This is a genomic window from Nocardioides conyzicola (assembly GCF_039543825.1).
GTDB classification, from domain to species: domain Bacteria; phylum Actinomycetota; class Actinomycetes; order Propionibacteriales; family Nocardioidaceae; genus Nocardioides; species Nocardioides conyzicola.
The window spans coordinates 368,120-393,530 of record NZ_BAABKM010000002.1 but is presented as its reverse complement, the minus strand read 5'-3'; the positions used below and the strand labels follow the sequence as shown (position 1 = coordinate 393,530).

General features: G+C 70.0%; 20 protein-coding genes. 15 read left to right on the top strand and 5 right to left on the bottom strand.

Annotated features, from left to right (window positions below):
* Positions 1 to 7: 7 nt before the first annotated feature.
* Positions 8 to 1,180 (top strand): acyl-CoA dehydrogenase family protein, encoded by a 1,173-nt coding sequence (locus tag ABEA34_RS04845; protein WP_345519805.1) that lies wholly within the window; start codon positions 8 to 10, stop codon positions 1,178 to 1,180.
* Between the two features lie 36 nt (positions 1,181 to 1,216).
* Here ABEA34_RS04845 and ABEA34_RS04840 read toward each other — a convergent pair whose 3' ends face one another.
* Positions 1,217 to 2,455 (bottom strand): acyl-CoA dehydrogenase family protein, encoded by a 1,239-nt coding sequence (locus tag ABEA34_RS04840; RefSeq protein WP_345519804.1) that lies wholly within the window; start codon positions 2,453 to 2,455, stop codon positions 1,217 to 1,219.
* 192 nt (positions 2,456 to 2,647) lie between these two features.
* On the opposite strand from ABEA34_RS04840, the gene ABEA34_RS04835 reads away from it, so the two are divergent.
* From ABEA34_RS04835 to ABEA34_RS04825, 3 genes are all read left to right on the top strand, one after another.
* Positions 2,648 to 3,667 (top strand): methionine ABC transporter ATP-binding protein, encoded by a 1,020-nt coding sequence (locus ABEA34_RS04835; RefSeq protein ID WP_345519803.1) that lies wholly within the window; start codon positions 2,648 to 2,650, stop codon positions 3,665 to 3,667.
* Complete coding sequence (locus tag ABEA34_RS04830) at positions 3,664 to 4,344, top strand: methionine ABC transporter permease (protein ID WP_345519802.1); 681 nt, start codon at positions 3,664 to 3,666, stop codon at positions 4,342 to 4,344. The genes ABEA34_RS04835 and ABEA34_RS04830 overlap by 4 nt, the downstream gene beginning before the upstream one ends.
* Before the next feature lie 80 nt (positions 4,345 to 4,424).
* On the top strand, positions 4,425 to 5,357 hold the full coding sequence (locus tag ABEA34_RS04825) for a MetQ/NlpA family ABC transporter substrate-binding protein (protein WP_345519801.1): 933 nt from the start codon (positions 4,425 to 4,427) through the stop codon (positions 5,355 to 5,357).
* 8 nt (positions 5,358 to 5,365) lie between these two features.
* Here the strand turns inward: ABEA34_RS04825 and ABEA34_RS04820 are convergent, their stop codons facing one another.
* Positions 5,366 to 6,268: a LysR family transcriptional regulator gene (locus ABEA34_RS04820; protein WP_345519799.1), complete on the bottom strand. Its 903-nt coding sequence runs from the start codon at positions 6,266 to 6,268 to the stop codon at positions 5,366 to 5,368.
* Positions 6,269 to 6,427: 159 nt separating this feature from the next.
* On the opposite strand from ABEA34_RS04820, the gene ABEA34_RS04815 reads away from it, so the two are divergent.
* The 8 genes from ABEA34_RS04815 to paaK all read left to right on the top strand — a co-directional run bounded on the left by ABEA34_RS04815 (position 6,428) and on the right by paaK (position 19,613).
* A complete protein-coding gene (locus tag ABEA34_RS04815) occupies positions 6,428 to 7,675 on the top strand; it encodes an acyl-CoA dehydrogenase family protein (RefSeq protein ID WP_345519796.1) in 1,248 nt (415 codons plus the stop codon).
* Between the two features lie 138 nt (positions 7,676 to 7,813).
* Positions 7,814 to 8,935 carry a dimethylsulfone monooxygenase SfnG gene (sfnG, locus tag ABEA34_RS04810; protein WP_345519794.1) on the top strand — a complete coding sequence of 374 codons (1,122 nt, stop codon included), beginning with the start codon at positions 7,814 to 7,816 and terminating at the stop codon, positions 8,933 to 8,935.
* Complete coding sequence (locus ABEA34_RS04805) at positions 8,935 to 10,128, top strand: SfnB family sulfur acquisition oxidoreductase (protein ID WP_345519792.1); 1,194 nt, start codon at positions 8,935 to 8,937, stop codon at positions 10,126 to 10,128. Before sfnG ends, ABEA34_RS04805 begins: the two co-directional genes overlap by 1 nt.
* A gap of 14 nt (positions 10,129 to 10,142) precedes the next feature.
* Positions 10,143 to 11,306 (top strand): LLM class flavin-dependent oxidoreductase, encoded by a 1,164-nt coding sequence (locus ABEA34_RS04800; protein ID WP_345519790.1) that lies wholly within the window; start codon positions 10,143 to 10,145, stop codon positions 11,304 to 11,306.
* A 79-nt stretch (positions 11,307 to 11,385) separates the two neighbouring features.
* Positions 11,386 to 11,895, top strand: a complete 510-nt coding sequence (locus ABEA34_RS04795; protein ID WP_345519788.1) for a flavin reductase family protein — start codon at positions 11,386 to 11,388, stop codon at positions 11,893 to 11,895.
* 57 nt (positions 11,896 to 11,952) lie between these two features.
* Positions 11,953 to 12,687, top strand: a complete 735-nt coding sequence (locus ABEA34_RS04790; RefSeq protein ID WP_345519786.1) for a dienelactone hydrolase family protein — start codon at positions 11,953 to 11,955, stop codon at positions 12,685 to 12,687.
* Positions 12,688 to 12,822: 135 nt separating this feature from the next.
* The gene (locus tag ABEA34_RS04785) at positions 12,823 to 18,309 is read left to right on the top strand and encodes a M1 family aminopeptidase (protein ID WP_345519784.1); all 5,487 of its coding nucleotides are present in this window, start codon (positions 12,823 to 12,825) and stop codon (positions 18,307 to 18,309) included.
* Between the two features lie 20 nt (positions 18,310 to 18,329).
* Complete coding sequence (gene paaK / locus ABEA34_RS04780) at positions 18,330 to 19,613, top strand: phenylacetate--CoA ligase PaaK (protein ID WP_345519782.1); 1,284 nt, start codon at positions 18,330 to 18,332, stop codon at positions 19,611 to 19,613.
* Here the strand turns inward: paaK and ABEA34_RS04775 are convergent.
* From ABEA34_RS04775 to ABEA34_RS04765, 3 genes are all read right to left on the bottom strand, one after another.
* Positions 19,579 to 19,833, bottom strand: coding sequence for a DUF1990 domain-containing protein (locus tag ABEA34_RS04775; protein ID WP_345519780.1), 255 nt, complete (start codon positions 19,831 to 19,833; stop codon positions 19,579 to 19,581). The genes paaK and ABEA34_RS04775 overlap by 35 nt on opposite strands.
* A gap of 64 nt (positions 19,834 to 19,897) precedes the next feature.
* Complete coding sequence (locus ABEA34_RS04770; RefSeq protein ID WP_345519775.1) at positions 19,898 to 20,764, bottom strand: crotonase/enoyl-CoA hydratase family protein; 867 nt, start codon at positions 20,762 to 20,764, stop codon at positions 19,898 to 19,900.
* The gene (locus tag ABEA34_RS04765; protein ID WP_345519773.1) at positions 20,761 to 21,996 is read right to left on the bottom strand and encodes an LCP family protein; all 1,236 of its coding nucleotides are present in this window, start codon (positions 21,994 to 21,996) and stop codon (positions 20,761 to 20,763) included. The genes ABEA34_RS04770 and ABEA34_RS04765 overlap by 4 nt, the downstream gene beginning before the upstream one ends.
* Before the next feature lie 133 nt (positions 21,997 to 22,129).
* Here ABEA34_RS04765 and ABEA34_RS04760 point away from each other — a divergent pair, with 133 nt between their 5' ends.
* From ABEA34_RS04760 to ABEA34_RS04750, 3 genes are read left to right on the top strand one after another with little or no spacing between them, the layout of a single operon-like run.
* Positions 22,130 to 23,578, top strand: coding sequence for an LCP family protein (locus ABEA34_RS04760; RefSeq protein ID WP_345519771.1), 1,449 nt, complete (start codon positions 22,130 to 22,132; stop codon positions 23,576 to 23,578).
* Positions 23,579 to 23,599: 21 nt separating this feature from the next.
* Entirely contained in the window at positions 23,600 to 24,508 is a 909-nt protein-coding gene (locus ABEA34_RS04755; protein WP_345519769.1) for a glycosyltransferase family 2 protein, read from the top strand.
* Complete coding sequence (locus tag ABEA34_RS04750) at positions 24,505 to 25,407, top strand: glycosyltransferase family 2 protein (protein WP_345519767.1); 903 nt, start codon at positions 24,505 to 24,507, stop codon at positions 25,405 to 25,407. The genes ABEA34_RS04755 and ABEA34_RS04750 overlap by 4 nt, the downstream gene beginning before the upstream one ends.
* Positions 25,408 to 25,411: the final 4 nt, after the last annotated feature.

The window sequence follows — 25,411 nt, the reverse complement described above, 5'->3', positions numbered from 1 at the left end:
CGGTCCCATGAGCTCCGACTTCCCGATGTTCGCCCTCTCCGAGGAGCACCAGGCCGTCCGCGAGGCGGTGCGTGCGATCTGCGATGCCAAGGTCGCGCCGTACGCCGCCGACGTCGACGAGAACGCCCGCTACCCGCAGGAGGCGGCCGACGCGCTGCTGGCCGCGGACTTCCACGCCCCGCACGTGCCGGAGGAGTACGGCGGTGCCGGGGCCGACGCGCTCGCGACCGTGATCGTGATCGAGGAGGTCGCGCGGGCCTGCGCGAGCAGCAGCCTGATCCCGGCGGTCAACAAGCTCGGGTCGCTGCCGGTGCAGCTGGCCGGGTCGGAGGAGCTCAAGAAGCACTACCTCGGCAAGCTCGCCGCCGGAGAGGGCGGGTTCTCCTACTGCCTGTCCGAGCCCGACGCCGGCTCGGACGCGGCCGGGATGAAGACCCGCGCGGTGCGCGACGGCGACCACTGGGTGCTCAACGGGGTGAAGCGCTGGATCACCAACGCCGGCGTCTCGGAGTACTACACGGTCATGGCCGTCACCGACCCCGACAAGCGCAGCAAGGGCATCTCGGCGTTCGTGGTCGAGAAGTCCGACGAGGGCGTCACCTTCGGCGCCCCCGAGAAGAAGCTCGGCATCAAGGGCTCCCCGACGCGCGAGGTGTACCTCGACAACGTGCGGATCCCGGCGGACCGGATCATCGGCGCCGAGGGCACCGGCTTCGAGACCGCGATGCGGACCCTGGACCACACCCGCGTCACGATCGCCGCGCAGGCCGTCGGGATCGCCCAGGGTGCGCTCGACTACGCGTTGGGCTACGCCCAGGAGCGCAAGCAGTTCGGCAAGCCGATCAGCGACTTCCAGGGGCTGCAGTTCCTGCTGGCCGACATGGGCATGAAGGTCGAGGCGGCCCGGCAGATGACGTACGCCGCCGCCGGCAAGTCCGAGCGCGGCGACAAGGACCTCACCTTCTTCGGTGCCTCGGCCAAGTGCTTCGCCTCCGACGTCGCGATGCAGGTCACCACCGACGCGGTCCAGGTGCTCGGCGGCTACGGCTTCACCCGCGACTACCCGGTCGAGCGGATGATGCGCGACGCCAAGATCACCCAGATCTACGAGGGCACCAACCAGGTGCAGCGGATCGTGATCGGCCGCCAGCTGCTGGCCGGCGTGCAGTCCAAGATCTGACCTGTCGGGTCGCGGCGGCAGGCTGCAGACGGGCCCTCAGAAGTAGGCGTTGCCGGGGAACGGAGCTCCGTTGACGTGGTGATCACCGACCGCGGATGCCTTGAGGAATGTCGGGTTGTGGGTCGAGGCCACCCGCGCGTTGCGCCAGTGTCGGTCGAGGTTGTGGACCTTCTGCGTCGCTGAGGCGCCACCGACGTCGAAGAGCTTGGCGGCGGTTGCGTAGGAGAACCGGTCGATCGCGATCTTGGCCTGCGCGGCGGCGAGCTGGGCGGCCTCGGCCGCCCTCGGGTCAGGTGCGCCGTCGATGACCGAGTCGAAGGCCACCTGGATGGCGTCCGCAGCCGCGAGGACGATGGCTTTGGCCGCGAAGGCATCCGCGGAGATCTCGCCGACGACCTGCAGCACCTGTCGGTCGTCGGCCGCTGAGCCGCTCGAGGCGTGGCTGAAGTTGCGGGCGCGCCGCTGGACGAGGGACACGGCGTCGTTGCGCACGCTGCGCAGGATGCCGGCAGTGACCGCCTGCAGGTAGAGCTGCAGGAAGGCTCCCATGTAGCCGGCCGGCTGGTCATCGGGATCGCCCAGGTCGAAGAACTCCTCGTCGGAGACCGCGACGTCGACCAGCCGGGTGGTTCCGGTCCCCGTGAGCCGCTGGCCGAATCCGTCCCAGTCGTCCTCGACGGTGACGCCATCACGGTCGATCGGCACGACTGCGCCGGCGATGCTGTGCTCGCCGGAGGACGCCCAGATCTGGGTGTGATCGCAGTACATCGTGCCGGTCGAGTAGAACTTCACGCCGTTGAGCCGGTAGCCACCGCCAGGGTGCGGCGTGATGGTGGTGTCGAAGTGCAGTCCGACGGCGTGCTTGCTCTGCTCGCTGAAGCCGTTGCCGACGAGCTGGTCCGCGGTGATGATGGCCAGTCCTCGGGCGCGGGCCGCGGGGTCGACGGCTACGAGCTGCTGCTCGACGAACCAGAAGTGGGTGCGCAGGATGTGGGCGACGTTGGAGTCTGCCTCCGCCAGCGCGATCAGCGTCGCGAAGAACTCGCGCAGGCTTGCGCCGCCACCCCCGTCGGCAGTGGCGACGCGGAGACGACCGAGGCCAGCTGCCTTGGCCCACGCGATCTGCTCGAAGGGTGCGATGCGGTCACGGTCCCGCAGGTCGGCGTCGACGGCGATTCGCTCGAGGAGCGCGGACAGCTCGGCCGAACCAGGTCGCACGGGCGAGTGGGTGGACGAGTCCTGGGTGCGGGGATCGTCGTCAGTCTGGATGCTCATGGGTGGCTCCTGTGGATCGTAATGTCTAGTGAGCCTATCGACTTATCCGCCCGAGCGGCGCTGTGCGTGCCCCGACCTGCCGAGCACGGCATCGGCGAAACCATGCAGCGTTTGTGACCAGATCGCTTGTCAAGTCGTCCTAAGTCCATAAAGTCAGTCAAGATTGTTCACGCGACGACAGGGACAGCACGCATGATCGAGATCTCCGGACTGACGAAGCGCTACGGCGCCACCACGGTCCTCGACGGCATCGACCTCCGGGTCGAGGACGGCCGCATCGCAGCCGTGGTCGGCCCCAGCGGGGCCGGCAAGAGCACTCTCGCCCGATGCGTCAACCTGCTGGAGCGTCCGACGAGCGGGAGCATCTCGGTCAGCGGTGCCGACCTGGCCGCGCTGTCCGGCCGCGACCTGCGCCGTGCCCGCCAGCAGATCGGGACGGTCTTCCAGGCCGCAAACCTGCTGCGTCGCCTCACTGCGGCACAGAACGTCGCACTGCCGATGCGCAACCAAGGGCTGCCGGAGAACGAGGTGCGCCGTCGCGTCGGGGACCTCCTCGAACGCGTCGGGATGATGCACCGGGCCAACCACTACCCGTCTCAGCTCTCAGGTGGCCAGCGCCAGCGCATCGGCATCGCCCGCGGCCTGGCGCTGAAGCCCTCGGTACTCCTCTCCGACGAAGCCACGTCGGGCCTGGACCCGAATTCGACCCGCGCCATCCTCGCTCTCCTGACCGAGCTGCGTGACGACCTCGGGGTGACCATCCTGGTGATCACCCACGAGATGGATGTCGTCCGCGGGATCGCCGACCATGTCGCTCAGCTGGACCACGGCCGGATCGTGGAGCAGGGGAGCGTGGCCGACATCGTCCGCCGGTCCGACTCGCCGCTGGCGACCGCGCTCCTTCCGATGCCGCCGGTGGTAGCCGCGCCGGAGCTGCGTCAGTGGCGCCTCCGGCTCGAAGGTGAGGTGTCACCCTTCTGGCTTGCCGAGGTGAGCCGCGACCTCGGGTCCGATGTCGCTGTGCTGGCCGCGCTCATCGAGGAGTCGTCGCAGGTTCCCGTTGGCCGCCTCACCGTCGGACTGGATCCCACACTCGACGAGAAGGAGGTGGCGGAGCGCTTCCGGAGCCACGGCGTCGTCGCCGAGCCCGCCGGCCCAGCGGTCCTTCGAGCCGTCGCCGGCAGCTCTCGCAGTGCGGAGCCGGCCGCATGAGCACCCTCGCTCCGCTGATCGCCACGCCGTGGTCTGACGTTCCCGACCTGCTGTTCCCCGCGCTGGGTGAGACGGCTCGGATGGTCGCGGTGGTCATGACGATCGTGGTGCTCCTCGGAGGCCCGCTCGGGCTGCTCATCTTCAACACCTCGCCCCTGGGACTCACCCCTCACCGCGTCGTTCACGTCTCGATCAGCTGGGTAGCCAACCTGGGGCGGTCGCTGCCCTTCCTCGTCCTGATGGCCGCCATCATCCCGGTCACCAAGCTGGTCTTCGGGACCACCATCGGCTTCAAGGCCGCCATCATCCCGATGTCCGTGGCCGGTGTCGCCTTCTTCGCCAGGCTGACCGAGAACGCCGTACGTGAGGTCCCGAGGGACCTCCTCGACGTCGGGCTCGCCACCGGTGCGAGCAGGTGGCAGATCATGTCGGGCATCCAGCTCCGAGAGGCGCTTCCAGGCTTGGCGGCCGGCCTGACGCTCAACGTCATCGCGATGATCGAGTACTCCGCGATCGCCGGCGCCATCGGCTCGGGCGGTATCGGCTACCTCGCCGTCAACTACGGCTACCGGCGGTTCGACAACAGCATCATGATCGCCTGCATCGTGCTGCTGGTCGTCCTCGTCCAGGCCATCCAGTTCACCGGCGATCGCATGGTCCGCGCCCTCACCCACTGACCTCTGCATCACCTCGCGCCCGGGCAGCACCTGCACGGGTGTCAGCCCCGCGCGCTCCGCGCGTCATGAAAGGAACCGTCATGTCCACCACCCAGCAGCCTTCGGGCTCGCGCGCTGAGTCCGACCACGATGATCTCGACCTGGGAGGTCGCCCCCGCAGGTGGCTGATTCCGGCTGTCGCCGGCGTCATCGTCCTCGCCGTTGTCGTCGCCCTCGTTCTTCGCTTCACCGGGGACGACAAGACGGCGGTGGACGGCAGCGCCTTCTCCAACGACTTCAGCATCGCGTTCCAGGCCAGCTCGGCCTCCGAGCAGGCGTTCTTGGACTACCTGAACAAGGACATCGCGCCCGACTACGGCGTCACCATCAAGGGTGTCGGGATCGAGGACGGCAACCAGCTCGACCAGGCCACCGCTGACGGGAAGTACATCGCCAACATCTACCAGCACAAGCACTGGCTGGCGCAGGTGCTCGACTCCACCGGGATGAAGCTGACGGCGCTCGGGCCGGTCTTCCAGTGGTCCTACTCGATCTACTCCAGCAAGTACGGCTCCCTCGAGGAGCTGCCGCAGGGCGCGACGATCGCGCTGCTCAACGACCCGGCCAACACGGCGCAGGCCCTGTGGATCCTCGAGCGGGCAGGCAAGCTGACCTTCAAGGACGGCGTCGACCCGTGGGCCGCCACCGAGGCCGACATCGCCACCAACCCGGGCGGCTACAAGTTCACCTACATGGAGTACGGCGCCGGGCCGCGCACGCTCGACTCGGTCGACGCGGTCATCGACTACAACATGTCGTTCGTCGACGCGGGCACCCCTGAGTCGGACAAGATCTACGCGCCTGACGCGCCGAAGGAGTTCGCCGGGCAGCTGGTCGTCGGATCCGACTACGTCGACGACCCGCAGGTGAAGAAGCTCCAGAAGATCTTCTTCGACCCGCGGGTCCAGAAGTACCTCGCGAGCAACGACGACCCGAACCTGCAGGGTCAGCTCGCCCCCGTCTCGGACAGCTGAGCCGCAGATCAGGCCACGGCGGTTCGTGCGTGGGCCACCAGCGAGGCGTGCAGCTCGCGTACCGCCGCCGGAACGTGGTCGGTCTGCCGCTGCAGGAGGACCAGGGTGACCCGGGTCCTGTCACCGGCGATGGGGCGGGTGGTGATCAGGCCGGCCCGCTCCAGCGGGTCGCCGATCACGCTGTAGTCCGGAAGCACGGACACTCCGAGGCCCTCGGAGACCATGAGCTTGCCCATCTCGGCGCCATCCGTGGTGTGGGTGACCCGGGGCATCGAGGCGCCGAACAGGCGGTGGGCGAAGCGGTGCATCAGGTAGCCGGCCCGCATCGCCACGAACCTCTGCTCACGGAGCTGCTCGATGGTGACCTCGTCGTGTGCAGCAAGGGCGTGATCGGCAGGAAGCACGACGACCGGCCTGCCGTGCAGTAGGTCGGTGCCGACCAGGTGCAGGATCGGCTCGTCCCCGGCCAGCACGTTGACGAGCCCGAGGTCGAGAGAGCCCTCGATGAGGGCCTGGTGGATCTCTGCCTGCTGGATGTTGAGGATCTCGACCGTCGTCCCGGGCACGCTGTCCTGGAAGCTGCGGGCCGCTGGCACCAACAGGGTGGACGTCGCTGCGTTCACGGTGCCCACCCGAACGGTGAGGCTCGCCGTGTGCTGGTCTCCGGCCGCCTGCTTGAGGCGGTCAACCGCCTCGAGGACCTCGACCATGTTCTGGAGCAGATCCTGCCCTTGGCGGCTGATCCGCGCTCCGGAGCGGCGGCGGTCCAGCAGGGTCACCCCGAGCTCACGCTCGAGCTTGCTCACGGCCTCGCTCAGGGCGGGTTGAGACACGTGAAGCCGCTCGCTGGCGCGCCGCAACGAGCCGTGCTGCGTCACCGCGGCGACGTACTCCAACTGCTCGATCCGCACGACGGTCTCCTCTGTCCACGAACTCCGGGGTGAAAGGCGAATCCGCTGGCCCCGTCGGCGTTTCCGTATCCCGCCCGGGCCTCCGCGGCTTGCGTAATCGCTAAAGACAATTAGTTTACTAGACAAAGACTACCGCACTACTCCCGAGAGCGAGCCGCCATGACACTCACCGACTCCACTGCCACGACCCGCGCCGACTGGGGGCCGACGCCGACCGATCCTCACGGTTGGGTTCAGCGTGGACGCGACGTCGCCTCCCAGCTCGCGGTCGACGCCGTCGCGCGAGACCGTGCGAACAACACGCCGTACGCCGAGGTCGAGCTGCTGAAGGACAGCGGCCTCGTCACGCTGCTGGGGCCCGTCGAGCACGGCGGAGCGGGACAGGACTGGACGACCGCCCTTCGCGTGGTCCGCGCCGTCTCTGCCGGCGACGGGTCGATCGGCCAGCTCCTCGGCTACCACTACCTGTGGGCCTGGGCGGCCAGACTCGTCGCCACTCCCGAGCAGGTCGCCGCAGTCGAGCAGCAGGCAACGGAGAACGCCTGGTTCTACGGTGGAGCCGTCAACCCCCGCGACAGCGACCTGACCATCACCGAAGAGGGCGGCGAGCTCGTCTACCGCGGTGAGAAGTCGTTCTCGACCGGTGGCCAGGTCAGCGACGTCACGGTGCTGGAGGGCGTCATCGACGGCACCGAGAAGCACGTCTTCGCCATCGTGCCCACCGACCAGCCGGCGATCCAGTTCAAGGGTGACTGGGACAGCCTCGGGCAGCGTCTCACCGAGAGCGGTGGCGTGGTCATCGACGGCGTTCGCGTGCCGTGGGAGGCTGCGGCCGGTTACGTGGCCACCGACGACGGCGGGCACGAGTTCGCACCGCGGGTCTACAACACCCTGAACGTGCCGCTGATCCAGCTGATCTTCGCCAACATGTACCTCGGCATCGCAGAGGGAGCACTGGCCACCGCGGCGAGCTACACCCGCGAGCGGACCCGCCCTTGGCCTTATGCCGCCGACGTCAAGGAGCGCAGCAGCGAGGAGTTCTACGTCCTCGAGACCTACGGCGACCTGCGCTCCAAGCTCTGGGCCGCCGAGGCGCTGACCGAGAGGGCAGCGGTCCTGATCGAGGCGATCAACGCGCACGCCGACACCGTGACGGCGCAGGAGCGGGGTGAGGCCGCCGTCGTCATCGCGGCAGCCAAGCAGGTCGCCATCGACGTGGGGCTGGAGGTCGGGACCCGCGTGTTCGAGGTGACCGGCGCTCGCGCCACGGCCAGCTCGGTCGGCCTGGACATCTTCTGGCGCAACATCCGCACCCACAGCCTGCACGACCCGGTGGCTCACAAGCGTGCGGAGGTCGGGCGCTACACGCTCCTCGGAGAGATCCCCGAGCCCACTTGGTACACGTGAGACGACGCCTTCGCGGCTGGTGACAGGTTCCGCCTATCACGCCGTCGTGGGTTCCTGGATCGGGATGACCCGTCTCACCTTGCATGGAGCATCAAAGTCAAGCAACCTGATGTACATAACCGTCTTAGAGGAGTTGTGATGAGCGAGCCGACCACCGACCGGGCCAACGAGCCGTTGAAGTTCGCCTACTGGGTGCCCAACGTCAGTGGCGGCCTCGTCGTCAGCAAGATCGAGCAGCGCACCGACTGGAGCCTCGACTACAACATCGAGCTGGGCCGCCTCGCGGAGGCAAATGGTTTCGACTACGCGCTCTCCCAGGTGCGGTACATGGCCGGTTACGGCGCGGCCTACCAGCACGAGTCGACCTCGATCAGCCTCGCCATCGCCCTGGCGACCGAGCGCCTGAAGGTCATCGCCGCGGTGCACCCGGGGCTGTGGCAGCCGGGCGTTCTCGCCAAGCTGGTCGCCAGCTCGGACCAGTACACCAAGGGCCGCTTCTGCGTGAACGTCGTCAGCGGCTGGTTCAAGGACGAGTTCACGAAGCTCGGCGAGCCGTGGCTCGAGCACGGCGAGCGCTACCGTCGCTCGGAGGAGTTCATCCGCTACCTCCGCGAGATCTGGACCAGCGATCACGCCGAGCTCAACGGTGACTTCTACCGGCTGCACGACTTCGACCTCAAGCCCAAGCCGTACGACGTGCCGGGGCGCCCGCACCCCGAGATCTTCATGGGTGGCAACTCGACCGACGCGCGCGGCATGGGTGGCCGGGTCACCGACTGGTACTTCATGAACGGCAACAGCCCCGAGGGAATCGCCGAGCAGATCCAGGACGTCAGCGACGTGGCGTCGGTCAACAACCGCGCCGGTCACGTGCGGTTCGGCGTCAACGGCTTCCTCATCGGCCGTGAGACCGAGGCCGAGGCCCACGCCGTTCTCGACGAGATCGTCGAGAAGGCCGACGTCGAGGCCGTCGAGGGCTTCGGCTCCGCGGTCAAGCAGGCGGGCCAGTCGACGGGCGACAAGAAGGGCATGTGGCAGGACTCCGACTTCAAGGACCTGGTCCAGTACAACGACGGCTTCCGCACCGGGCTCATCGGCACGCCCGAGCAGATCGCCCACCGCATGCTCGAGTACAAGCGCCAAGGCGTGAACCTCTTCCTGCTCGGCTTCCTGCACTTCCAGGAGGACGTCCAGTACTTCGGTCGTGAGGTGCTCCCGATCGTCCGCGAGCTCGAAGCGGCGGAGCTGGAGCGGGTCTGATGCCCGTTCCCGTGCTGACCGCCGCCGAGGCCGTCGCCGTCGCGGCCGACCTCGGCGAGCGGCTCGCCAAGGGCGCCGCCGGCCGTGATGCCGACCGGGTGATACCGGTGGCCGAGATCGACGAGATCTCGGAGTCCGGTCTGCTCGCCATCACGGTGCCTGCCGAGCACGGCGGCGCCGACCTCTCCGCGGAGGTGGTCGCCGAGGTCTTCCGACTGCTCGCAGCCGGAGATCCGAGCGTCGCCCAGATCCCGCACAGCCACTTCGTCTACGTCAACGCGCTGCGCCATGCCGCCTCGCCGGACCAGCAGGCGTACTTCTTCGGCGAGGTCCTTGCCGGCAAGCGGTTCGGCAACGCTCAGTCGGAGATCGGGACCAAACACGTCCGGGACTTCCGGACGACGCTGCGCCCCGCGCCTGGTGGCTGGGTCCTGTCCGGCGAGAAGGGCTACGCCACCGGCGCCCTCCTCGCCGACTGGATCCCCGTGCTCGCCCACCTCGACGTGGATGGGCCGATGCACGTCGCGTGGATCGAGCGCCACGCCGTGGGCGTCACGGTCGTCGACGACTGGGACGGCATGGGGCAGCGCACCACGGCCAGCGGCACCGTGCGCCTCGATGAGGTGAACGTCCCGGCCGATCGTGTGACGCCGTGGCACCTCACCTTCGACGGCCCGCAGACCTACGGCGCCTTCGCTCAGCTCCTCCACGCTGCCATCGACGCCGGCATCGCGCGCGCCTCGGTCTCCGAGGCAGCGGAGTTCGTCACCACCAAGAGTCGTCCCTACCCGGACGCGATCTCCGAGCTCGGCCTCGAGCGCCACGCCGACGACCCGACGGTCGTCCAGGCGTTCGGGGAGATGGACCTCGCGGTCCGAGGAGCCGAAGCGCTCGTGACCGAGGCCGGCCGGGCGGTCGACCGGGCCGATGCGGACCTGACGACCGAGACCGCGGGCTACGCCAGCCTCGCTGTCGCCGCCGCGCGGGCCGCCACGACTCACGCCTCGATCGACGCGGCGAGCCGGCTGTTCGAGGTCAGCGGCACCCGCTCGGCCCTCGACTCGCTCAACCTCAACCGGCACTGGCGCAACGCCCGCACGCACACCCTGCACGACCCAGCGGCCTGGAAGGTCCGCCACCTCGGACGCCACGCGCTCGACGGCACCCTTCCGCCCAACCACGGACAGCTCTGACCGGAGGACATGCCATGACCGACCAGCTCAAGTTCCACTGGTTCCTGCCCACCAACGGTGGCGACGGCCGACAGGTCGTCGCGGGAGGACACGGCGTCAGCGCCGGGGCCGCGGGCCGACCCGCATCGGTTCCCTACCTCGGCCAGATCGCGCGAAGCGCGGAGCAGCTGGGCTTCGACGCCGCGCTGACCCCGACCGGTGCGTGGTGCGAGGACGCCTGGGTGTCCACCGCGATGATCAGCAGCCTCTCGGAGCGGCTGAAGTTCCTGGTCGCCTTCCGCCCCGGCCTCACCTCGCCGTTCCTCTCGGCCCAGATGGCCGGCACCTTCCAGAACCTCTCCGGCGGGCGACTGCTGCTCAACGTGGTCACCGGTGGCGAGTCGCACGAGCAGCGCATGTACGGCGACTTCCTCGACAAGGACGGCCGCTACGAGCGGTGCGAGGAGTTCCTGCACGTCGTCCGCTCGCTCTGGGCCGGCGAGACGGTCACCTACGACGGGAGGTACTACCAGCTCGAGAACGCGACGCTCGACCAGATCCCGGACCCGCTGCCCGAGATCTACTTCGGCGGCTCATCGGAGGCTGCCGGCCGGGTGGCTGCCAAGCACGTCGATGTCTACCTCACCTGGGGCGAGCCGCCGGAGGCGGTCCGCGAGAAGGTCGAGTGGATCCGCAAGCTCGCCGCCGACGAGGGGCGCGAGGGCGACGTGCGGTTCGGCATTCGGCTCCACACGATCGCGCGCGACACCTCCGAGGCTGCCTGGGCCGAGGCCGACCGATTGCTCAGTGGCATCAGCGAGGACCAGATCGCCCAGGTCCAGGCCGGGCTCAAGCGCAGCGAGTCCGTCGGTCAACGCCGGATGCTCGACCTCAATGCAGGCAGCAAGGAGTCGCTCGAGGTCTACCCGAACCTGTGGGCCGGAGTCGGCCTGGTGCGTGGCGGAGCCGGCACCGCCATGGTCGGTTCCTTCACCGAGATCGCCGACCTGGTCGAGCAGTACGCCGAAGTCGGGATCGAGGAATTCGTGATGTCCGGCTACCCGCACCTGGAGGAGTCGTACTGGTTCGGCGAGGGCGTGCTGCCCGAGCTGGCGAGGCGAGGACTGTGGACCCACCCTGCGCCGGTCGCGGCGACCGCGGCCTCGGTTCCCTTCGGCTCCGGGCGGATCGTCTCGTGACCACCTCAGCCACCTCCGTCGACGGGCTGGCCCAGCTCCGCCCCGCGCTCGACGCCATCACCCAGGCAGGAGCACTCGCATGACCGTCTCCACCCTCGCCACCAACCAGGACCTGGATCCCGCCCTGCTCCGGCAGGCCTTCGGGGTGTTTCCCAGCGGAGTCGTCGCTGTCGCTGCCGAGGTCGACGGACAGAGGTCCGGTCTCGCCGCAAGCTCGTTCACCTCGGTCAGCCTCGACCCACCGCTCGTCTCGTTCTCGGTCGCCAACACGTCCAAGACCTGGCCCGACCTGCGCCGCGCCGACCACCTCGGCCTCACGGTCCTGGCCGACCACCACGGCGATGTCTGCCGCCGGCTCGCCGGGCCGGTCGAGCACCGCTTCGACGACGTGGCCGTCACGAGCACCGATGAGGGAGCCGTCACCCTTGACGAGGGTCTGGCCCGGTTCGACTGCACGATCTACAACGAGGTCGAGGCCGGCGATCACACGATCGTGATACTCCAGCTGCACGCCGTGGAGCACACCGACACCTCGCTGCCGCTCGTCTTCCACCGCAGCGGCTTCGGCAGCCTCTCCGAGCCCGCCTGATCCGCTCACCGACCCCAGCACGCCGACGCTGTCGACGCACGGGCTACCGTCGCGCGCATGGGTCAGACGATCGAGATCACCACGCCCGACGGCAGGGCCGAGGCCTACCTGACCGGCGAGTCCGGCAAGCCCGGCGTCCTCTTCTACGTGGACGCGATCGGGCTGCGGCCGCAGATCGAGGAGATGGCCGACCGCATCGCGTCGTGGGGGTACGTCGTGCTCGCGCCGCACGTCTTCTACCGCGACGGCAGCGCCGCCGACCTCGCGCCCCAGGGCGACCTCCGCGACCGCGGGGCGCGGGAGGCGTTCTTCGCGGGCGGGGTGATGGACCGCGTCGGTGCGCTCACCCCGGACCGGGCCCGAACGGACGCCATGGCCTGGGTCGCGGAGCTCGAGAAGCACGCGGGGGCCGGCCCCCTCGGCGTCACCGGCTACTGCATGGGGGCGCGACTCGCGGTCCGCTCGGCCGGGTGGTTCCCCGGCACGGTCGCGGCCGTCGGCGGCTTCCACGGCGGCCGGCTGGTGACCGACGACGCCGACAGCCCGCACCTCGCGATCGCCCGCTCGACCGCGGCGTACGCCTTCGGCCACGCCGACCAGGACTCCTCGATGCCGGTCGAGCAGGTCGAGGCGCTCGAGCAGGCCCTGCAGGCCGCCGGGCGTGAGCACGTCAACGAGATCTATGCGGGCGCGGCGCACGGCTACTCGATGGCCGACACCTCGTCCTACGACGAGGCCGGGACCGAGCGGCACTTCCGGGTCCTGCGCGACCTGTTCGCCACGGCTCTCTGACGAAGGCGCGCGAGATTGTCGGACAATCTTGCAAAGGCTGAGAATTGTAACGCTGGCGAAATATCCGGCCGTTACGGTCACCGCGCGGCCGAATCGGTCGTGCCAGCCGTCTCGGGCTGAACCAGGGGATCGCGCATGAGCTTCGTCAGCACGCAGACGAGCACGAGTCGAGTCGGACGGTACGTCGGGAGGGCCCTCGCGCTGACGCTCGCCGCCGGCGCGCTCGCCACGACCCAACTGACCGGCACGGCGTACGCCGCCGACGCCGTCTCGGGCGCGCAGACCGCCGGCGACTCGCTCTTCCCCAACCAGGGCAACGGCGGGTACGACGTCTCGCACTACGACATCAAGCTCAAGGCCGACTTCGTCACCGCGACCGCCAATGCAGCGGTCGGCACGTCCACCGTCGCCACCACGACGACCATCGACGCGGCGACGACAGGTGCCCCGCTGTCGTCGTACTCCCTGGACTTCCAGGGCTCGACCGGCAACCTCGCCGCGTCGACGTACGACGTCGACACGGTCACCGTGAACGGCGCCCCCGCCACCTTCACCCGCATCGAGGCCAGCAGCACGACCGCCGCCACGGCCGACAACCACAAGCTGATCATCACCCCGGCCACGCCGGTGGAGGGCTCCTTCACGACCGTCGTGACCGCCCATGGCGCCCCCGTGATCCACTTCGACACCGACGGCTCGGCCGAGGGCTGGAACAACACGACGGACGGCGCGACCTTCGTCAACCAGCCCGTCGGCTCGATGACGCTCTTCCCCAACAACAACACGCCGCGCGACAAGGCGACCTACACGGTGAGCGTCGACGTCCCCAGCACGCTGAAGACGTCCAACTACGCCAACGCCGGTGGCAAGCCCTACCCGTCCGCCGTGGCCGGCAACGGCGAGCTGGTCTCGAAGACTCCCAACGATGACGGCAGCCGCACCACGTGGGTGTGGAACGAGACCAAGCAGATGGCCAGCGAGCTCTCGATGATCTCGATCGGCCGGTACGACGTCTACGAGTCCGACATCACCCTGGCCAGTGGCCGCGTCTTGCACGAGTGGTCGTTCATCGACCCCGCGATCTCCGTCGCGAACCAGAACACCACCCAGGTCTCGCGCTCGCAGTTCAAGTCGCTCCTCGACTTCTACGAGTCGAAGTACGGCCCCTACCCGGGCAACAGCACCGGCGTGGTGACCGACGTGGTCCCCAGCACGATCAACTACGCCCTCGAGACCCAGGACCGGCCGTTCTTCCCCAACAGCGCCGGTGGCTCCTTCTACCACGAGATCATGCACCAGTGGTGGGGCGACAACGTCTCGCCGACCGACTGGAACGACATCACCCTCAACGAGGGTCCGGCGACGTACGCGCCGTACCAGTTCGCCTTCGAGAGCTCCGGCACCAGCAACACCACGACCGAGCAGGCCGTGTACGCCACGTGGAACTCGGCGTCCCCCACCTCCAGCACGTTCACCATCGCGGGCGCGGCCATGACCAACGGCAACCAGCTGTTCGGCCAGCAGGTCTACGCCAAGGGAGCGATGTCCCTCGAGGCACTGCGCACCGCGATCGGCGCGGCCGACTTCGAGACCCTGATGCGGCAGTACCAGCTGACCTACGGCGGCGGCCAGATCAGCGGACGGCGTACGGCGGCGTTCGAGGCCTTGGCCGAGAGCATCTCGGGCCGAGACCTGACCGCGTTCTTCCAGAGCTGGTGGTTCTCCAACACCAAGCCGGCCTGGCAGGTGAAGTTCAACCTGAACGTCGCCGGTCCGACCACGCAGGTCAACCCGGGCGACGCGCTGACCTACACGCTGTCGGCCCGCAACACCGGCAAGATCGCGATGCCCGCAGGCGGGACCGTCATCACCCTCGACGTGGGTGACGTCCTCGACGACGCGACGATCGGCACGCTGCCGGCCAACGTCACCCTGGACGGCAGCACCCTGACCTGGAGCGTCCCGGCCACCGCCCTGGCGGCGACGGCGACGGTCGACGTCCCGTTCACTGCGGTGGCTGCGACCACCGGCAAGACGCTCAAGGCCGTCGCCCGCGCGTCGACCCTCGGCGGCACCTGCCTGAGCTGCACCGCGACCACGGTCGTCGGCAACGCTCCGATCTCTCCCGCGCCCGTCCCGACCATCACCGGCGGAACCCCTACCGTCGGCGTCCCGCTGACCGCGGACACCACCGGCTGGGCCGACGGCACCACCTTCGGCTACCAGTGGTTCCTCGACGGCACGCCCGTCCCCGGGGCCACGAGCGCGACGTACACGCCCGCGAGCGACGTTGTCGGCCTCCCGGTCACCGTGCGGGTGACCGGCACCCTGGCCGGCTTCAACCCGACGACCCAGACGAGTGCCGCCACCGCGGTCGGAGTCCGGGCCACGATGACGACCGGCACGCCGACGATCTCGGGCACCCCGAAGATCGGCCAGCGGCTCACGGTCGACCGCGGCACCTGGCAGGCCGGCACGGTCTTCACCTACCAGTGGCGTGCCAACGGCACCAACATCTCCGGCGCGACCGGACCGTCCTACGTGCCGGCCGTCGCCAGCCAGGTGGGGCAGACGATCGACGTCGTCGTCACTGGGACCAGGGCCGGCTACACCACGGCCAGCAAGACCAGCGCGGCCACGACTGCGGTGGCCGCGGGTGACGCGCTCGCGTCGACGCCCACGCCCACCTTCACGGGCACCCCGAAGGTCGGGGTCCCCTTCGCCCCCAACTACGGCTCGTGGGACGACGGCGTCACGACGACCTTCACGTGGCAGGCCAACGGCACCAACATCGGCGGAGCGACCACCGGCTCGTTCACCCCGACGGCGACCCAGCTCGGCCAGACCCTGACCGTGACCGTGACCGGCACGAAGGCCGGCATCACGGCCGTGACCAAGATCAGCGCCGGCAGCGACGCGGTCGTGGCGGGCACGCAGACGCTGCAGCCGACGCCGACCATCACCGGCACCCCGCGGGTCGGGACGGCCGTCACCGGTGTCCAGGGCACCTGGGACACCGGCACGACGAAGACCAACAAGTGGTACGCCGACGGAGTCGAGATCGCCGGCGCGACCGGCACGACGTACACGCCGACGGTCGCCCAGATCGGCCAGGTGCTGACCTACGAGGTCACCAGCACCCGGTCCGGCTACACCACGGTCACCAAGACCAGCGAAGGCAAGACGATCGTGGGGGTGCAGACCCTGCAGCCGACCCCGACCATCGTGGGTACCCCGCAGGTGGGACACGAGCTGACCACCAGCAGCACCTGGGACGACGGCACTTCTCAGGCCTTCCAGTGGTACGCCGACGACGTGGCGATCGACGGCGCCGTCTCTCCGTGGTTCACCCCGGGCGCGAGCGAGGTCGGCGCTGCCATCACCGTCAAGGTGACCAGCACCAAGCCCGACTACGAGACGGTGTCGAAGACGAGCGACCCGACGGCGCCCGTGGCCAAGGGCGACCTGGCGAGCACCCCGGTGCCGACCATCAGCGGCACGGCGAAGGTCGGGCGGGAGCTCGCCGCCGTGCCGGGTACCTGGGACGACGGCGTCGAGCTCGCCTACCAGTGGCTCGCCGACGGCACTCCGGTCGACGGCGCCACGGGTACGACGTACACGCCCGGTGCGGGCAAGGTCGGCGCGGTCGTCACCGTGGCCGTGACCGGCACCAAGGCGGGCTACGACCCGGTCACGAAGACGAGCGAGGCCACCGGTCCGGTCGCCCAGGGTGACCTGTCGAGCACCCCGGTGCCGACGATCAGCGGTACGCCGAAGGTCGGCGCCACGCTGACAGCACACCCGGGCGACTGGGACGCGGACACGGAGCTGGCGTACCAGTGGCTCGCCGACGGCACCCCCGTCGACGGTGCCACGGGCACGACGTACACGCCCGGTCCCGGCAAGGTCGGCGCGGTCGTCACCGTGGCCGTCACCGGCACCAAGACGGGCTACGACCCGGTCACGAAGACGAGCGAGGCCACCAGCCCGGTCGCCCAGGGTGACCTCGTCGACACCCCGGTGCCGACCATCACCGGCACCCCGAAGGTCGGCGTCGCCCTCACCGCGGTGCCGGGCACCTGGGACGACGGCGTCGAGCTGACCTACCAGTGGCTCGCCGACGGCACTCCCGTCGACGGTGCCACGGGCACGACGTACACGCCCGGTGCGGGCAAGGTCGGCGCGGTCGTCACCGTGGCCGTGACCGGCACCAAGACGGGCTACGACCCGGTCACGAGGACGAGCGAGGCCACCGGTCCGGTCGCCCAGGGTGACCTGTCGAGCACCCCGGTGCCGACCATCACCGGTACGCCGAAGGTCGGCGCGACCCTGACCGCGCACCCGGGTGACTGGGACGCGGACACGGAGCTCGCCTACCAGTGGCTCGCCGACGGCAAGCCGGTCAGCGGTGCGACCGAGGAGACGTTCGAGCCGGCGTTCGGCCAGCTGGACGCCGCCATCACCGTGAGGGTCACCGGCACGAAGACCGGCTACGAGCCGGTGTCGAGGACGAGCAACGCCACGGCGGCGGTCGGCCTCGGTGACCAGACCTCGACGCCGACCCCGGCGGTCATGGGGACGCCGCAGGTCGGCGGGACGCTCAGCATCGACCGTGGCTCGTGGGACGACGGGGTGGTCTTCGACTACGCCTGGTCGGCCGACGGTCAGCCGATCGAGGGGGCGACCGACTTCTTCTACCACCCGTCGGCCGACGACCTTGGCGCCGTCATCACGGTGTCGGTGACCGGCCGCAAGAGCGGCTACGTGCCGGTCACGAAGACGAGCGAGGCGACCTCCGCGGTCGTCGCCGGCGAGCTGGAGAGCACGCCGACGCCCGTCATCTCCGGGGTGACGAAGGTCGGGGAGACGCTCACGGCCGCCCCGGGTGCGTGGGACGACGGCACGGACCTCGCCTACCAGTGGTTCGCAGGCGAGGACGCGATCGCGGGAGCCACCGGTGCGACGTACGTCGTGGCGCCGGCCGACCTCGGCAAGCAGCTGCGGGTCCGGGTGTCCGGCAGCAAGGCCGGGTACGTCGGTGTCGCCCGGTCCAGCGACCTGACGGCCACCATCGGGCTCGGCGACCTGGTCTCCACCCCGACCCCGGCGATCACGGGAGCCGCCAAGGTCGGCACGGTGCTCAAGGCCGTCACCGGCACCTGGGACGACGGTGTGACGCTGTCCTACCAGTGGCTCCGGGGCAGCACCCCGATCAGCGGGGCGACGGGCAGCAGCTACCCGCTGGTGGCCGCCGACGCCGGCTCGAAGATCACGCTCAGGGTGACCGGGACCAAGACCGGCTACTCGCCGGCCAGCACCGTGAGCCTCGCGACCGCGACCGTCGCCAAGGGCAAGCTCGCGACCCACCCCAAGCCGGTCATCCAGGGCGTGGCCAAGGTCGGCCGCACGCTCAAGGTGAAGCCGGTCAAGTGGGAGACCGGGGTGAAGCTGACCTACAAGTGGTACGCCGGCAGCACGCCGATCTCCGGTGCCACCAAGACCTCGTACAAGGTCAAGAAGGCGCAGGCCGGCAAGAAGCTGCACGTCGTCGTGACGGCCACCAAAGCCGGCTACACGACCGTTTCCGCGTCCAGCGCCGCGACCGCGAAGTTGAAGCCCTGACCAGGGTCTAGCCTGACCGGGTGACCGGAGAGGTCCCGTCGTACGACCGTGATCGCCTGGAGGCACTCCAGCTGGAGCGCCTCCAGGCGACGCTGCGCGCGGCGTACGACGCGGTCCCGCACTACCGCCACGCCTTCGACGAGGCGGGTGTGCACCCCGACGACCTGGTCTCGCTCGCCGACCTGGCCCGGTTCCCCTTCACCGCCAAGGCCGACCTGCGGGCCAACTACCCCTTCGGCATGTTCGCGGTGCCGCGCGAGCAGGTGGTGCGGGTCCATGCGTCGAGCGGGACGACCGGCAAGCCGACCGTCGTGGGCTACACCCAGGCCGACATCGACACCTGGGCGGAGCTGATGGCCCGCTCGATCCGGGCGATGGGCGGTCGGCCCGGCGACGTGGTCCACGTCGCCTACGGCTACGGGCTCTTCACCGGCGGGCTCGGCGCGCACTACGGCGCGGAGCGGCTCGGGTGCACGGTCGTGCCGATCGCCGGCGGGATGACCGAGCGGCAGGTCCAGCTGATCCTCGACTTCGGACCGCGGGTGATCATGTCGACGCCGTCGTACTTCCTGGCGATCCTGGACGAGATGGACCGCCAGGGCGTCGACCCGCGGAGCACCAGCCTCGAGGTGGGCATCTTCGGCGCCGAGCCGTGGACCGACGACATGCGACGGACCGTCGAGCAGCGCTCGGGCATCCGCGCCGTCGACCTCTACGGGCTGTCCGAGGTGATGGGGCCGGGCGTCTCGGCGGAGTCGGGGGAGACGCAGGACGGGCTGCACGTCTGGGAGGACCACTTCCTGCCCGAGGTCGTCGACCCGGTGACCCTCGAGCCGGTGGCGGACGGCGAGCGCGGCGAGCTGGTCTTCACCTCGCTGACCAAGCTGGCGATGCCGGTCATCCGCTACCGCACCCGCGACCTGACCCGGCTGCTGCCGGGCACGGCGTACCCGACCTTCCGGCGGATGGAGAAGGTCACCGGCCGCACCGACGACATGATGATCGTGCGCGGCGTCAACGTCTTCCCGTCGCAGGTCGAGGAGCAGATCCTCGCGGTCGAGGGCCTGGCACCGCACTACCTGTGCGTGCTGACCCGACCCGGGAGCCTCGACGAGCTGACCGTGCAGGTCGAGGCCGTCGAGGAGAGGTACGACGAGGGGCTGGGTGCGCGGCTCGAGGAGCGCATCAAGCAGCGGATCGGAGTCACGGCGCGGGTCGAGGTGCTGGCGCCGCACGCCCTCGAGCGCTCGCTGGGCAAGGCCAAGCGGATCAGCGATCGGCGGCGCGCAGGTAGCGCCGGCTGACGCGGTCCTGGATGCTGCGGGTGAGCGGGCCGCCGGCGCGGGCCAGCCGGGTCGCGGGACGGGAGAACGCCGTGACCGTGAAGGTGATCCGCCCGTCGGAGAGGCGGGTCAGCAGGAAGCGCTCCTCGCCGGACTCCGGGTGCCCGGGCAGGGTGCCGTAGGCGAACCCGGCCCGGTCCGGCTCGGCCACGACGTACGCGACCCGGCACGGGATGCGCACGGCCAGCGGCCCCCGCGCTGCGCAGTGCGGTGGCCCGGGCGGACGCCAGGCGGTGCACGATCGGTCAGAAGACGTCGGGCAGGTCGGCGGCCGAGCCGGTGAAGGACGGCGCCCGCTTCTCGAGGAAGGCGGCGACGCCCTCCTGGCCGTCGCCGAGCGACTGCCAGTACATCGCGAGCGAGTCGGACAGGTGCGCGTCCAGCGGGTCGGCGACGGCGCTGTTGCGGTAGAGCAGCCGCTTGGCGAGGCCGAGGGCGGCGGGGGAGCGGTTGACCACGAACGACCGGGCGAGCTCCTGGGCGTCCCTCACCAGGTCGTCCGGCTCGTGCAGGCTGCGCACCAGCCGGCCGGCGAGGGCCTGGTCGGCGGTGAGGATGTCGGCCGAGTAGACCCACTCGAGTGCCTGCTGGATGCCGACGATGCGCGGCAGGAACCAGCTCGACGCGGCCTCCGGCACGATGCCGAGCCGACCGAAGACGAAGCCGATCCGGGCCTTCGTCGACGCCAGCCGGAGGTCCATCGCGAGCGTCATGGTGGCGCCGATGCCGACGGCGGGCCCGTTGATGGCCGCGATCACCGGCTTGGGCAGGGCGTGGATCGCGAGGGTCACCTTGCCGCCGGTGTCGCGGACGCCGTCCTGGTACGGCGCCTCGTCGTACGCCGCCCGGAAGTCCGCGACGCTCGGCTGCACCGACTCGTCGAGGCCGAAGACGTTGCCGTCGGCGCTGAGGTCCATGCCGGCGCAGAACGCCCGGCCGGCGCCGGTCACGACGACGGCGCGGACGTCGTCGGACCACGCGTCCTCGCGGAAGAACCGCTCGAGCTCGGCGGCCATCGTCAGGTCGAAGGCGTTGAGCTGGTCGGGCCGGTGCAGGGTCAGCGTGCCGACGCCGTCGCCGTCGACCTCCCACTGGAGGGTCTCGAACGTCATCCCGTCACGCTCTTGGGGAGACCCGTCGGCGTGCAGAGCCCCTTGGGGATGTCGTCCGTCTTGTCTTCCTTGATGTAGTCGAACATCCGCTTCGACCGGTCCGGGTCCCAGTGCACGGCGAGGTCGGAGATCGGCACCCCGCAGGTCAGGCCGCTGTCGCCGTTGACCCGGGTCATCGCGAGCGCCCAGCGACCCGCGCCGAAGGGCGACATCCCCTCACCGAACGTGAACGTGTCCGGCACCGCCATCATCACGCCCCAGTAGCGGAACGGGTTGATGAACGTCCAGGGCGACATCACCTCGGAGCCGACTGCGGAGACGACCTCGCGCTGGTGCTTGGCGCGGGTGATGTCGCCGTAGCGGGGGTCGGTGTGCCGTGAGCGTGCGTAGCCCAGGGCCACCCGGCCGTCGGCCTGCTGGCAGCCCTTCTTGATGTTCAGGCCCGCGAGGCGGTCCTTCATCCGGAACGTCGGGCAGATCTCGATGCCGCCGACCGCGTCGACCATTTCGACGACGCCGCCGAGGCCGACCTCGGCGTACTCGTCGACTCGGATGCCGGTCTCGTTCTCGATGGTCCGCACCAGCAGCTTCGGCCCGCCGTACGCGTAGGCGGCGTTGATCTTGCCGCTGCCGTGCCCGGGGATGTCGACGATCGAGTCCCGCGGGATCGACATCAGCAGGTTGGGTCCGGAGCCGGTGTGCAGCAGCATGATCGTGTCGGTGCGCTGCCCCGACTCGTTGCCGGTGGCGTACTCCTTGCGCTGCTCCTTGGTCAGCCCGGCGCGGGAGTCGCTGCCGACCATGAGGTAGGTCGTGCCCGGCTGGTCGGCGGGACGGTTGCCCTTCGGCTCGAAGTCGACCTTGTCGACCTTGTTCCACGCGATCAGCGGAACGGCGACCAGGTAGGCGACCCAGAGCAGGAGCAGGACCAGCACGATGCGCAGGTAGAAGCGGGGGCCGCGGCGGCGAGGTGCCCGCTGGCTCGCCGGGGTCGGCGCGACCGGCGGAGGAGTCGGGGGTACGCCGGCGCTGCGCTGCGGCGGGACCGGCCGGCTGGTGGTGCCGGCCGGAGGCGGGCTGGTGGGGCGGGACATCGCCGGCATCACCCGGGTCTCGTCGGGCCGGGGCTCACCAGGACGGGCCTTGCTGGGGTCGGCGCCACCGCCGTACAGCCAGTGGTACTCCGGGGTGCCCTCCGCGGGCTCGCCGTCGCCGCGGGGACGCTCGTTCATGCGGCGACGGTACCCGGTCGGGCCTGGCGTCCCGGGCTCGACCGGCGCGTCGTGTCGGATGTTGCCCCTGTGACTGGTGATACTGACGGGGCACCATCCTTCCCCGCACGACGTTCTCGAGAGAGGCATCTCGATGCCGCCCGCACCTTCCCCCGGGTCGCAAGCCTCGCGCTTCACCCCCGGTGAGCGCGCCGCCCGCGTACGGTTCCGCCGGGCCGTCGCCCTGATGCTGATGACCCTCGTGCTGCCGGGCTCCGCGCAGCTCGTCGCCGGCAACCGCAAGGTCGGCCGCGTCGCGCTGCGGATCTGGGCGGTGCTGCTGCTCTCCGTCCTCACGGCCGCCGTCGTCGCCCTGGTGCGGCCGACGACGTACCTCGATCTCGCCTTCGACCCCGCCGCGCTGCTGCTGCTGCGGTTGCTGCTCACCGGGCTCGCCATCGGCTGGGCGTACCTCTTCGTCGACGCCTGGCGCCTCGGCCAGCCGCTCACGCTCAACATGGCGCACCGCCGGGCCGCGATCGGCGTCAACGGCGTGCTCTGCTTCTCGATCGCCGCCACGCTGCTCTTCGGCGCGCACATGGTCGGCGTCCAGCGCGACTTCGTCCTCGCGATGTCCGGCGACGGCCAGGCGACCAGCGCCCACGACGGCCGCTACAACGTGCTGCTGCTCGGCGGCGACTCCGGCGCCGGACGGTGGGGGCTGCGGCCCGACTCCATGACGGTCGCCAGCATCGACGAGGACACCGGCCGCACCGTGCTGATCTCGCTCCCGCGCAACATGAAGAACTTCCCCTTCGTGAAGGGGTCGGTGATGCGCGAGCAGTTCCCCGACGGCTTCGACGCCGACTACCTCAACGGCGTGAGCACCTGGGCCGGCGACAACACCGAGCTGTTCCCGGACTCCGACAACCCCGGCGTGGACGCGACGATCATGGCGATCGAGGGCATCACCGGCCTCAAGATCAACTACTGGGCGATGGTCAACCTGCGCGGCTTCAGCGACCTCGTCGACGCCGTCGGCGGCGTGACGCTCAACGTGCGCCAGCCGATCCCGGTCGGCGGCCTCGGCTCCGACGTCACCGGCTACATCAAGCCCGGCGTCCGCAAGCTCGACGGCCACGACACCCTCTGGTTCGCCCGGGCGCGCGACGACTCCGACGACTACTCGCGGATGGCACGCCAGAAGTGCGTGATGGGCGCGATGCTCCAGCAGATCAGCCCGCAGACGGCGGTCCGCAACTTCGCCGACATCGCCGACGCGAGCTCCGCCATGGTCTCGACCAACATCCCGTCCGGCGAGTTCTCACGCTTCGTGCAGCTGGCCATGAAGGCGCGCAGCCAGAAGGTCTCGACGCTGTCGCTGGTGCCGCCGATGATCAACACCGCCGACCCCGACATCAAGCTGATCCGGCACAAGGTCGCGCAGGCGGTCGACCGGGCCGAGGGCACCGCGTCCGCCGGCGGCAGCAAGGCGAAGAAGCCGAAGCAGGGACAGTCCGAGACCATCACCGGCGGCTCGCTCGGCTCGCTGAGCACCGGGTACGCCGCCAACTCGGCCGACGACCTGGGCAGTGCTTGCTAGTCGTTCTCTAGGGTGTACGGCGTGCCCCCTGCCGACGCCCGCGTGACCGCCGTGGTCGTCACGTTCAACCGGCTGTCGTTGCTCCAGGGGCTGGTCGAGCGGCTCGAGCAGGTCCCGGAGCTCGCCGAGGTCCTGGTCGTCGACAATGCCTCGACCGACGGCACGGGGGAGTGGCTCGCCACCCGGGGCGACCGCGTCCTCGGCCGCACGCTGGACGAGAACGGCGGCGGCGCCCGCGGCTTCCACGACGGCCTCGCGTGGGCCGTCGAGCGGGAGGCCGACCTGGTCTGGCTGATGGACGACGACGGGCTGCCCGACCCGGGCTGCCTGGCCCGGCTGCTCGAGGAGAAAGACCTCGACTTCTGGGGGCCGCTCGTCGTCGACGAGGCGCAGCCCGAGCGGCTGGTCTTCCCGATCCGGCTGCCGGGCGGCACCCGGGTCGTGCACGAGCTCGCCGACGTACGCCGCGCGGCAACCGCCGGGCGGATCGACGGCATCGTGATCCCGTTCAACGGGGTGCTGGTCACCCGCGAGCTGGTCCAGCGGATCGGCCTGCCCCGTGCCGAGTACTTCATCTGGGGCGACGACCACGAGTACCGCCTGCGTGCCGAGGCGGCCGGCGCCCGGATCGCGACCGTGGTCGACGCGCAGGTCCGGCACCCGTCGGTCGGCAGCCTCGGCACGCCGATGATGTTCGGGCGCACGACCTACAACCACAGCCCCAGCGACCTCAAGCACTACTGCATGGCGCGCAACAACCTGCTCAACCTCCGCGAGTACAAGGGCTGGCCGCACGCGCTGGCCTTCGTCGCCAAGACGGCCTGGTTCTACACGTTCACCCGCCCGAGCCCGGGTCGGCTCGCGATGAGCGTCCGCGCGATGTACGACGGGCTCCGCGGCGACTTCACCGGGCACCGGAGGTACCTGTGACGCACGAGACCGTCGCCGTCGTCGTCGTCACCTACAACCGTGCCGACCTCCTGGAGCGGATGCTGGTCGGCCTGGGCGAGCTCGAGCGGCTGCCCGACAGCGTGATCGTGGTCGACAACGCCAGCACCGACCACACCTCGGCCGTGCTCGGCGCCGCCCGCAACCCCGGCCTCCAGGTGGTCCGCTCCGAGGACAACCTCGGTGGGGCCGGCGGCTTCCACCTGGGCGTGCGGACGGCGTACCGGGCCGGCTTCGACCGGATCTGGCTGATGGACGACGACGTCGTGCCGGCGCCGGACTGCCTCACCGTGCTGATGGCGCTCGACCGGGACTGCCTGATGGCGGTCCGGGAGGACACCGCCGGTCACCTCGTCGAGAAGGCGGCGACCCACTTCGACCTGCGCAACCCGCTGACGATCCGGCCCAAGACGCGGATGGTCGAGACCGACTACGGCAGCCGGGACCGGATGCCCGAGCTGGTCGAGGTCCAGAACGTCGCCTTCGAGGGCTTCATGATCCGGCGCACCGTGATCGACGCGGTCGGGCTGCCCGACCCGTCGTACTTCATCTTCTACGACGACGTGGACTTCGCCATCCGCGCCCGACGGGCCGGCTTCCGGATCTGGGCGGCCCGCGACGCGGTGCTGGTCCGCCAGCTCCCGTTCGACCAGCAGCACGACCTGAGCGGGTGGAAGGGCTACTACATGTACCGCAACCTGTTCGTCGTGCACCTCCGGTACGGCGAGAACGCGCTGGTGCGCCGCAAGCCCTGGCTGATCGCCGCGACGGTCGTGCTGCTCAGTGCGCTGCGGGGGAGACGGGCCGAGGCCGACAATGTGATCCGGGCCATGCGCGACGCGCGGGGAATGCGTGCCGTACCCACCAGATCCGTAGACTGACCAA

Excerpts from the sequence above, each read along its gene's own strand:
- ABEA34_RS04825 (WP_345519801.1), top strand. The coding sequence starts at position 4,425 with ATGTCCACCACCCAGCAGCCTTCGGGCTCGCGCGCTGAGTCCGACCAC.
- sfnG (WP_345519794.1), top strand. The coding sequence starts at position 7,814 with ATGAGCGAGCCGACCACCGACCGGGCCAACGAGCCGTTGAAGTTCGCC.
- ABEA34_RS04830 (WP_345519802.1), top strand. The coding sequence starts at position 3,664 with ATGAGCACCCTCGCTCCGCTGATCGCCACGCCGTGGTCTGACGTTCCC.
- ABEA34_RS04760 (WP_345519771.1), top strand. The coding sequence starts at position 22,130 with ATGCCGCCCGCACCTTCCCCCGGGTCGCAAGCCTCGCGCTTCACCCCC.
- ABEA34_RS04840 (WP_345519804.1), bottom strand. The coding sequence starts at position 2,455 with ATGAGCATCCAGACTGACGACGATCCCCGCACCCAGGACTCGTCCACC.
- ABEA34_RS04790 (WP_345519786.1), top strand. The coding sequence starts at position 11,953 with ATGGGTCAGACGATCGAGATCACCACGCCCGACGGCAGGGCCGAGGCC.
- ABEA34_RS04795 (WP_345519788.1), top strand. The coding sequence starts at position 11,386 with ATGACCGTCTCCACCCTCGCCACCAACCAGGACCTGGATCCCGCCCTG.
- ABEA34_RS04785 (WP_345519784.1), top strand. The coding sequence starts at position 12,823 with ATGAGCTTCGTCAGCACGCAGACGAGCACGAGTCGAGTCGGACGGTAC.
- ABEA34_RS04835 (WP_345519803.1), top strand. The coding sequence starts at position 2,648 with ATGATCGAGATCTCCGGACTGACGAAGCGCTACGGCGCCACCACGGTC.
- ABEA34_RS04765 (WP_345519773.1), bottom strand. The coding sequence starts at position 21,996 with ATGAACGAGCGTCCCCGCGGCGACGGCGAGCCCGCGGAGGGCACCCCG.
- ABEA34_RS04770 (WP_345519775.1), bottom strand. The coding sequence starts at position 20,764 with ATGACGTTCGAGACCCTCCAGTGGGAGGTCGACGGCGACGGCGTCGGC.
- ABEA34_RS04815 (WP_345519796.1), top strand. The coding sequence starts at position 6,428 with ATGACACTCACCGACTCCACTGCCACGACCCGCGCCGACTGGGGGCCG.
- ABEA34_RS04800 (WP_345519790.1), top strand. The coding sequence starts at position 10,143 with ATGACCGACCAGCTCAAGTTCCACTGGTTCCTGCCCACCAACGGTGGC.
- ABEA34_RS04805 (WP_345519792.1), top strand. The coding sequence starts at position 8,935 with ATGCCCGTTCCCGTGCTGACCGCCGCCGAGGCCGTCGCCGTCGCGGCC.
- ABEA34_RS04845 (WP_345519805.1), top strand. The coding sequence starts at position 8 with ATGAGCTCCGACTTCCCGATGTTCGCCCTCTCCGAGGAGCACCAGGCC.